The sequence below is a fragment of the uncultured Methanobrevibacter sp. genome, from assembly GCF_902771435.1.
Taxonomy (GTDB): domain Archaea; phylum Methanobacteriota; class Methanobacteria; order Methanobacteriales; family Methanobacteriaceae; genus Methanocatella.
Genome location: NZ_CACXXB010000054.1, coordinates 1 through 9,339, shown reverse-complemented (window position 1 = coordinate 9,339; position 9,339 = coordinate 1). Strand labels below are relative to the sequence as shown.

The 9,339-nt window shown below is 35.0% G+C and carries 10 protein-coding genes and 1 pseudogene; all 11 read right to left on the bottom strand.

Features of this window, described 5'->3' with window-relative positions; translation table 11 throughout:
* Nucleotides 1–329 (bottom strand): DUF447 domain-containing protein (locus QZU83_RS09750; RefSeq protein ID WP_295611805.1); only part of this gene is annotated, 329 nt, incomplete at its 3' end.
* Between the two features lie 402 nt (nt 330–731).
* A complete protein-coding gene (locus tag QZU83_RS09745) occupies nt 732–2,462 on the bottom strand; it encodes an MATE family efflux transporter (RefSeq protein ID WP_295611804.1) in 1,731 nt (576 codons plus the stop codon).
* A 248-nt stretch (nt 2,463–2,710) separates the two neighbouring features.
* Complete coding sequence (locus QZU83_RS09740) at nt 2,711–2,977, bottom strand: transposase (RefSeq protein ID WP_394350265.1); 267 nt, start codon at nt 2,975–2,977, stop codon at nt 2,711–2,713.
* Nucleotides 2,978–3,027: 50 nt separating this feature from the next.
* Nucleotides 3,028–3,171 carry a hypothetical protein gene (locus QZU83_RS09735; protein WP_295611803.1) on the bottom strand — a complete coding sequence of 48 codons (144 nt, stop codon included), beginning with the start codon at nt 3,169–3,171 and terminating at the stop codon, nt 3,028–3,030.
* A gap of 331 nt (nt 3,172–3,502) precedes the next feature.
* Entirely contained in the window at nt 3,503–3,985 is a 483-nt protein-coding gene (locus QZU83_RS09730; protein WP_295611802.1) for a helix-turn-helix domain-containing protein, read from the bottom strand.
* A gap of 163 nt (nt 3,986–4,148) precedes the next feature.
* Nucleotides 4,149–5,063: a DNA glycosylase gene (locus tag QZU83_RS09725; RefSeq protein ID WP_295611801.1), complete on the bottom strand. Its 915-nt coding sequence runs from the start codon at nt 5,061–5,063 to the stop codon at nt 4,149–4,151.
* Nucleotides 5,060–5,884 (bottom strand): imidazole glycerol phosphate synthase subunit HisF, encoded by an 825-nt coding sequence (gene hisF / locus QZU83_RS09720; protein WP_295611800.1) that lies wholly within the window; start codon nt 5,882–5,884, stop codon nt 5,060–5,062. Before hisF ends, QZU83_RS09725 begins: the two co-directional genes overlap by 4 nt.
* 52 nt (nt 5,885–5,936) lie before the next feature.
* Nucleotides 5,937–6,084: pseudogene (locus QZU83_RS09715) on the bottom strand (preprotein translocase subunit Sec61beta).
* A 70-nt stretch (nt 6,085–6,154) separates the two neighbouring features.
* A complete protein-coding gene (moaC, locus tag QZU83_RS09710; RefSeq protein ID WP_295611799.1) occupies nt 6,155–6,622 on the bottom strand; it encodes a cyclic pyranopterin monophosphate synthase MoaC in 468 nt (155 codons plus the stop codon).
* 5 nt (nt 6,623–6,627) lie between these two features.
* Nucleotides 6,628–7,833 (bottom strand): tRNA pseudouridine(54/55) synthase Pus10, encoded by a 1,206-nt coding sequence (locus tag QZU83_RS09705; protein WP_295611798.1) that lies wholly within the window; start codon nt 7,831–7,833, stop codon nt 6,628–6,630.
* Between the two features lies 1 nt (nt 7,834).
* On the bottom strand, nt 7,835–9,208 hold the full coding sequence (locus QZU83_RS09700) for a signal recognition particle protein Srp54 (protein WP_295611797.1): 1,374 nt from the start codon (nt 9,206–9,208) through the stop codon (nt 7,835–7,837).
* Nucleotides 9,209–9,339 lie beyond the last annotated feature (131 nt).

Here is a 9,339-nt window from a genome sequence, read left to right as displayed (position 1 = left end):
TCTGTAACATCACAAATGACATATGCTTCTGCATTTTTCAATATTGCAATGTCATCATCATCTGTAAACTCTTCAATATCCAGGTTTCCGATGGTTGAATTTACGAAATTTATAGGATCAAAAGTGATATTTACAACATATCTGCGTGTTTCCATAATGTTTTTCAGGGTTTGAGTGCCGACAAATAATCTGCATCCAAGTTTGTCTTTGCCATTGCATACAATTCCTATTGGCGCTGCATTTTTTACACCGTCCTTGCTCATGGTAGTGTAAATCCCCTCATATTTCTGTCCTTCCTCAATTCCGATATCCGTCAAATCAATATCCATTTTATCATCCTTATTAATTACATCTTCAATATAATGTCTATTCAACAATCTAATTAAAAATTATTGTCAAAACATTATAATTCTAACCTTGTAGAAACCCTGTCAAAATTTAAGTGAATATCGATGTTTATTATTTATTTTTATTAAATAATTGATTTTTTCTCTTTGTTTTTGATTTTAACATGTTTCTGTTCTTTTTATTTTGCACTCAAATTTGTTCTTCGCAATGCATGGATTTTAATTTTAAGCGTGGAAAGTGTTATACCTCTAATAAAAAGAAGATTCAACGGAGTAAACTGTAGCAGAACGACAAAACTTCAAAATAAAGAAACTAAACTCAAAGATGTATTATATAACATTTCAGAGCAATTCAGATATTTTAAATGAGTGTTTCTACAAGGTTCATTTTCTTTTTAGAATTATGAAAATAAACGCCATTAAAGCCCCAGCAATGATAAACCACTGAATGAATCTATTGCCATAACTATGCATGAATGTGAAAAGTATGACGGCAGAGACAATAACTCCAATTAAAGAAATTATAGGCTTATCTAATCTTGTTATTAGAAAGATGCTGAGTGTAAAGATAATCAAACCGATTATTCCACTTATGACTATTAAAGGATCATTAATTGAAATAAGTGAAAGTATAATCGATATCACAAAGATTATCATGACTATTAATGCCCCATTTAACAGTATTTTTCTTAAAGTCTTATTTTTTTCCGCTCCATCATCTTTGATTTCTGCATGCTCTTTTAAAGATTCAGTTTCATCATCGGAATTGAACGTTTTAACGACATCTTCATTTTCGTATTTTTCATTAAAATTCTTGAATAAGTATCTTAAGAATGCATAAAATATAATCGCAGACAGTACTTCGGAAACAGTTACTCCAATCAAGACACAGTGGTTGATATGATACATATTCAATACATATATTAAACCGCATTGCACACAAAGCTTTATGAAAATGAAAAACAGTGAATACATACTTTTTCCAAAACCGTCCAACATTTTTGAAGAGACAATGGTAAACGGAAGTGAAATCATTATGACTGTCCCAAGAATTGCTATCCATAATATTTCTGTCTGCATTCCTTTAATGGAAAAAATGCTAAATGCATACTCGCGCAAAAATATGAATGCAATCATCACAACAATTGTTGTTATAACAGATACTTTAAGTGTGTATTTATACATTTCATATAATTCATCGAATTCATGTGCACCGAATAAATGCCCTGTAACACTCATTAATGCCCTACCAAAACCCCTAACAGGTGAATTCAATAAAGTTTTAAGTTTATTTGATGCAGAATAAATCACCGGTCCAACAGGTCCCATTGTCACTGTCAATATGCCATTGATAAATGATGATGTGAAGGTCCATAATCCCTCATCCAGGAAATTAGGAAAGGCAACCTTGCAAATTTCAATAAGTATGTATGGGCGGAGCTTAAAGTATTTTCTAGATAAGGGAATTTTTGTTCTTCCAAGCAGATACATTAATACGAAAACTATAAACGGAATTGATGAAGATAAAACAGTAGCATATGCTGCTCCTTTAACTCCTAAATTCAAATTAAAAATAAAAATAGGATCCAATATTATATTTAGAATATTCGATGATATTATGAATATGGTTGGAATTCTTGAATTTCCTTCTGCCTGTAAAGTTTCAGAGAAAAAATTAACAAACATGAATACATATGCAAAAGTTAGAAGTGGCATCAAATAATCCATAGCTAAAAGATATGAATCAGCAGGGTTTATACTATATATTATTTCCTGAGCAAATACAGCACAAAATAATATAATGATCCATATTATATTGGTAATGATGATTCCATGAATTAGTGTATTATATCCACTTTCATAATCGCCAAACCCAATATAACGGGATATCAGGGAATTAGTACCCCGTCCAAGTGAATCGCCGAATGAAAATATAAGAGAAACAAAAGGAATTGAAATACCCACTGCAAAAGAAGCATGAATGTTTATTTGTGTTACCCATGCCATATCAACAATACCATAAATTGAATCAAAAAGACAAAATGCTATTATTGGTATACTCAATTTCCAAAAAGTTTTTTTAGGTTGTGAAACCAAATCAATTTTTTCATTCATTACTAGAGATTTTGTTCTTTATTAATATAAATATTAACCTTGTAGAAACCCTGTCAAAATTTAAGTGAATATCAATATTTATTGTTTATTTATGTTAAAAATTAAAAGAAGATTCAACGGAAAAAACTGTAGCAGAAGCACAAAACTCCAAAATAAAGAAACTAAACTCAAAGATGTATTATACAACATTTACAGAGTAATTCAAATATTATAGTTAGTTACCAAACTTTTGTTATAAATGTTTCGAGTCATTTGTCATAAACTTTCGTTCCAGAAATCGATTTATTGTAGGTTTTTATTGTTAATTCTTGTAAAAATTCTCTTGATTCTAGATAATAATGTTTAATTTCTCGTTTTATTTGTCTCCATATTTGTTCTATTGGATTTAGATGTGGGGAGTATGGTGGAAGGTATATTAATGCAATATTGAGATGTAGTGCTATTTTTTTGATGAATGCAGACTTGTGAACGCTGTAATTATCTAAGATTAAACATATTCTTTGTTCGGTTTGTATTTTTGTTATTATGTTTTCTTTTTCCAGTAGATTTAAGGTTATTTTTCTTCTTATTTCTCTTCTTTATTGATTAATTCTCGATTGCAGTGTTTTCCGATGATTCTAACAATTGTTGAGGTCGTATCATCTTTATATTTTTCAATTGTTTTTATTATTTTTTCTGTGAAAACTTTGTTATTTTCATTGTTTTCCATTAAAATTCATCTATTTCTTCATCAGTTAAGTTAACTTCTTCGATTATTTTATTTAATAATTTTACTGTATTTTTGTTTTTTGTATTAGCACATCTTAATTCTAAGAGAGCTATTGCTATTTCTGGTGCTGTTGAAGAATTTGTGATTGTGATGGTTGAATTTCCATTAATTGCTAAGGATCCTGTGGCATTGATTTTAAATTTGTAAGGATTTACAGTTTGTGTGTGTTTTGTTCCTTTTTTATATAATGATTTTTGAGTGTAGGGTTCATTTTGGAAGGATGCTTCATCAAATAAGACAATAATATCTTTTGAAGATAAATTGTGTTCTTCTAAGTTTTTTTTAGCTGTTCTTCTGCATCTTCAGGAGATTTCGAAAATTTAGGATATGCTTTACTGTAATTGTATCCTAATTTCCTCACAATTTTTCCTATTTGCTTTAAACTATAATCTACATTAAATTTTTCATTAACAAGAAGATGTACATCTTTCATTGACATATTTGGTGTTTCTTCAATGATTTTATCTAATTCAATCAATTGATCATAATTTAATTTTGATGGCCTCCCTCCGCCAAATGATGGTTTTAATCCTTCTAATCCTTCAGATTCGCAAGTTTTTATCCATCTGTGGACTGTTTGATAGGATTTTCCCAATATATTTGCAGCATCTGCAATTGTATTTCCTTCACTAACTATTTTAACTGCAATTAACCTCTGATAGTACCTATGATAAGCCACATAAGCACTTATTTCTTCATCTAAAGCAGTTTTTGTCATTTTGTTAAAAACATTAATTTTAGATTTTCCTGACATAATTTATTATTTGTCAGCCATCTATAATAAAAGTTTGGTTAGTAACTATACTTAATATATAACGAATTTGAAAGTAAAAAAATTAAATTAGGTTTTTTAATAATGTCATCCGGTTAGTGCCGATTTCTCGAATGTCTGATTTTTAAAAAATAGCCATATTAGTTCATTTCAATTTTTTCATCAGTCCGCTCATTCTTGCATAATGGAACATGTAAAGCTGAACATAACCTGCATTTTTGCCGAACTCTTCCATTCCAAAATCGCGAACTTTGGCAACGCTTATATCCTTTCCATCGAAATATAAATGGGAAACGATTCTTTTTATCCATACATCCGATGGGAAAGCTTCCCTAAAGTTGAATCCGTAAAGCAATATGCAGTCTGCCACTTTCGGACCGACTCCCGGAACTTCAAGTATTGTTTCAAAGGCTTCATCATAGCCCATGTTGAAAATTTCGCAGAGGTCAATTTCGTCTGTAAACATCTCGGATGCCCTTCTCATGTATGGTGCTCTATATCCTACACCGCAACTTTTGAGATTATTTGTGCACATTGAAATATCCTGAATATCTGATGAATTAAATTCATCCTCATCATCCAAGTATACTTTTAATAAATCGTTGCTTTTAGGAAAAGTATAGTAATTGGCGAGCCTATCTCCCCAGTTCTCTTTTATCCGGCAAATCGATTTGGTCCATCTTTTGATTGAATTGTTTGCAGAGCATATTGACGAGATTATGCATTCAAAGGGATCGCTTGCCAAAAAGAGTCTCAAACCATTGCAGAACTCAGGCATTTGCGCCAATTCAGCATGATTTCCCAGATACTTGTAGAATTTATCCAAATCAAAATCCAAATCAAAAATGTAATTCAGCTTATCAATAGCCTGCCTGTCTGAAACATCCCCCGCATAATTGAAATCCAAAAATTCACCGCATTGCCTGACATTGAAAATAACAGGATTATCATTAACATCAACAACATTAGAAAAAGTACCGTCAACTTCACTCCATGGAGGCTGTGAGGTCTGACCGGACATTTGAGTTAATTCCAAATCAATAGGGGTTTCGATAATCATAAGCGAACAGCCACATTATTCTCCTTCAGGTATTCTTTAACTGTGCCTATTGAATACTGGTTAAAATGAAATATGCTTGCTGCAAGAGCTGCTGAAACATCGGTCTTTTCAAAGACTTCCAGAATATGTTTCGGCTCGCCGACGCCTCCGCTTGCTATGACAGGAATGTCGACAGCATCATTGATTGCCCTGTTAAGCTCAATGTCATATCCGTTTTGGGTTCCGTCACCGTCCATACTGGTTAAAAGAATCTCACCGGCACCCAAATCCTGACATTTTAAAGCCCATTGGATTGCGTCAATGCCTGTAAATTCACGTCCTCCGTAAATACTTGTATCAAACCAGCAATAGCCCTTATCGGTTTCTATGACTGTCTTGTCCGGCGCATCGTCGGGATGTGAAACATATCTTCTTTTGGCATCGATTCCAATCACGACTGCCTGTGAACCAACAACCTTTGAGGCTTCTGTCAAAAGCTCCGGATTTTTGATTGCCGCAGTGTTTGTTGAGCATTTGTCTGCTCCGGCCTTAAGCATTTTAATGTAATCGTCAACTTTTCTTATTCCTCCACCTACACAAATCGGCATGAAAACGTTTTCTGTCAATCTGTCTATTACGTCTGCCATGGTGGCTCTTCTTTCATGAGAAGCTGTGATGTCTAAAACTACAACCTCATCTGCACCTTCCTCATAATAGCGTGTGGCAAGGTCTACAGGGTTTCCTGCATATTTAATTTCCTTAAATTCCACTCCCTTAACGACACGTCCTTCTGGAACCTGCAAGTCACAATCTAGACAAGGAATAATTCTTTTAGTTAGCATATTATCTGAAAAATAAAAAAAAGTGGTATTGTTTTTTTAAAAAACAATAATTTTAAGCGGAATATCTTAAAACGAAACAAAGTATAGCTACAATAACAGTAGCGACTAAAAAGTTTTGGACCTACACTTTCTTCATCAAAATATCTTACTAATCCAGCACCTGTCTGAGGCATGGAAATCTTGTTATCTTTTTTTGACATAGTAATCTCCCATTAAGTTAATTAATATAAAATAATTGTATATATCTATTTTTTTCATAGTATATAAAGGTTAGATTTTTTCTTTTTTGATAACTTTGATATCGCTGATTCTGGTATCCGGATATTGTCCGTCATCATCCTTTTCAACAGCCTTTACCATATCCCATACTGTAAGCAAAGCTACACTTACACCGGTTATCGCTTCCATTTCAACACCTGTTTTGCCTAAAGTATTGACGGCGCAGGTAGCTATGATTTCATCTGTTTTTACTTCAAAATCAAGTTCTATACCTGTCAGGGCCAACGGATGGCAGAGAGGAATTATTGAAGAGGTATTCTTTACTGCCTGAATTCCAGCAATTTGAGCGGTTGTTAAAACATTACCTTTCTTGATTTCTTCGTTTTGAATCATTGCAACGGTATTTTCATCTAAAAAAATACTTCCGCTTGCAATAGCTCTTCTTTTTTGATCCGGCTTTCCGCCAACTTCAACCATGTGGACTCCACTTTCTGTTAAATGTGTAAATTCGTCTCCCATAATACCTACTTCTCACTTACTTCAATTACATCCAATTTCTCGCAGATTGCCTTTACGCCTAAAATATCACTGACATTTGGCTGGCTTCTTCCGTCATCACCTGAAATCAGTTCCTTGATATACAGTCCGCCTTCGGTTTTGATTCTCATGTTGAATGAAGACTCGTCAATGATTTCATATGACAGGTCAAGCACGTGCTTTATACGCACCTTATCGGCCCGACGCCTTAAAACCCTCAATGGAGTCTGCTGATGAATTTCATTTAATTGTGTTAGCTCTTCAAGCTTGTTTTCATCAAAGGCACCGTCGCATTTGACAAGTGCATTGTAAATCTTATAAGCGTCCGGAGAGGATTGCTTTATTTCCGCTTTTCTTCTTCTCTCACAGACATGCAGATTGTGATATGAGGTTTTTCCCTCATTAATCTTATTTATTTTCTCTTCTAGAGTCGGCAAATCAAGTTTTCTTATTTTCGGTTCCTTGATTTCCAAAACGAATGGCCTTCCCGAACCCAGCATCAAAACGTCAATGTCTTCACGGCCTGCACCATGGAATTTTGCTTCCCTTCCCTTTGTCAGTTTTAAAAAGTGCTCGGAAATCAGTTCTTCAACTGACTCGGGATACTGCTTGCCTGTGAAATTGCACTCTTCGCATCCTCTTCCCTTGCATTTTGTGCAAGGCCATTTTGTCTGAGGTATTCCTCGCTTCAGTTTGTTGTACTTTCCTTCAACATACAGCGGATTGATTTGGATTCTTACCTTAGGCTCTTTAATTAAATCAACGTTAAATACAATGTCCTGGCTTTCGAATTCAGCTTCCTTGCCATAGATTTCCCAAATTCCAAGACCGATTAGTCTGTTAACTTCCTTTTTTATGGTTTCAACGTTCAAATCGAACTTTTCAGAAAGCTCCTCATCGCGCTTCTGAATGTCCTTGCTTATTTTGGAACCTACAAGAAATGTGTCGAACTCGACTTCAAGCTGATTGATCTTATCGTCAATCTTTTTATATAAATCGTCGTTGAGCTTGTCAAATAGGTTGTCGCAGACTATGCATTCCCCGTCCAAAGTTATTCCAAGTTCACTTGTGACCTTGTCTGCCCTTTCTATATTGTTTGAACCCTCTACTGTTTTGGACAGTTTGCGGCCGAGACAATTTTTGCAGATTTTGCCGTCGCATTCATCCAGGATTTGTTTAGCTAATTCCAACATGCTATCTGTTCATGAATTGTCCCATCATACGGTTCATTGCTCCGCCGCCTAAACGGCCGCCACGTTTTCCGATTCCCTTCATGGTCTTTTTGGTGTTGTTGTAATATTTCAAAAGCTCTTTTACTTCTGTTTCATCAACACCAGAACCTCTAGCGATTCTTTGAATACGTGACTGCTTGATGATTTTCGGATTGAGCATTTCCTCTTCGGTCATTGAAGACATCATGATTTTATAGGCGTCAATCTTGTCTTCGGTCATCTTGGAGGCTTCCTTGGAAATCTTGTTTCCCATGCCGGGAATCATGTTGAGCACCTGCTGCATAGGACCCATCTTGTTCATCATCTCAAACTGGTTTTTCATGTCCATCAGGGTGAACTTACCAGTAAGCATGTTGTTCATGGTCTTTTCGGCAATGTCCTCGTCGATGTTTTCTTCAGCCTTTTCTATAAGGGACTGGATATCTCCCATACCGAGAAGTCTTGAAATGAACCTTTGAGGGTCGAAGAGTTCAAAGTCGTCGATTCTCTCACCGGTACCGATGAACTTGATAGGAGCTCCTGTTTCTGCAACAGCAGACATCGCACCCCCACCCTTGGCTGAACCGTCAAGTTTGGTAATGATGATTGAACCGATGTCGGTTGCCTGTGAAAATGCCCTTGCCTGTTCACCTGCCTGCTGACCGATGGTTCCGTCAATAACAAGAATAGCTTCGGTCGGCTCGATTATATCGTCCAGCTGATCCATCTCAGCAATAAGGTCCTCTTCATTCTTGTGCCTACCTGCAGTATCGAAAATGATAACCTTTCTGTTTTTGAATTCCTGCAGACCTTTTCTGGCCAAATCAAGGGCGTCCTTATTGTTAGGATCTCCGTACAGCGGAACGTCCATCTCTTCTGTGAGCTGTTTTAACTGCTCATATGCTGCAGGCCTCCATGTGTCTGTACAGACAACGGCAGGGTTGAAACCCTTTTTTTGAAGGTATCTGCATAATTTTCCGATGGTGGTTGTTTTACCGGAACCCTGAAGCCCTAAAAATAGAATTTTGTATGGCTTTTCGTTGATGTCCAAGCCTGCGGCTTCGCTTCCAAGCAGGCCTGCGGCTTCGCTTCCAAGCAGGTTTACCATCTCTTCATAAATGATAGTTATAACATGTTCTCTTGGAGTGATACCCTTTGGAGGTTCCTCTTCAAGAGCTCTTGATTCGATTTTTTTTGATAATTCTAAAACTAGTTTAATGTTAACGTCAGATTGAATTAAGGCACGTTGTATGTCTTTTACAACTTCTTTAATTGTCTTTTTATCAATGACAGACATCCCTACTAATTTTTTCATCGTATTAGTAAGATTTTCTCCTAAACTTCCGAGCATTGCCATTTTAATCACTCTTAATAATATTTTATATTAGCAAAATTATATAATTGTATTAAGTTATATTTATATCTAATAAATGTTTTATAATTTTTGTGTGATACAATGTTAGAAGAAGTAAAAAAATCATTAGAATC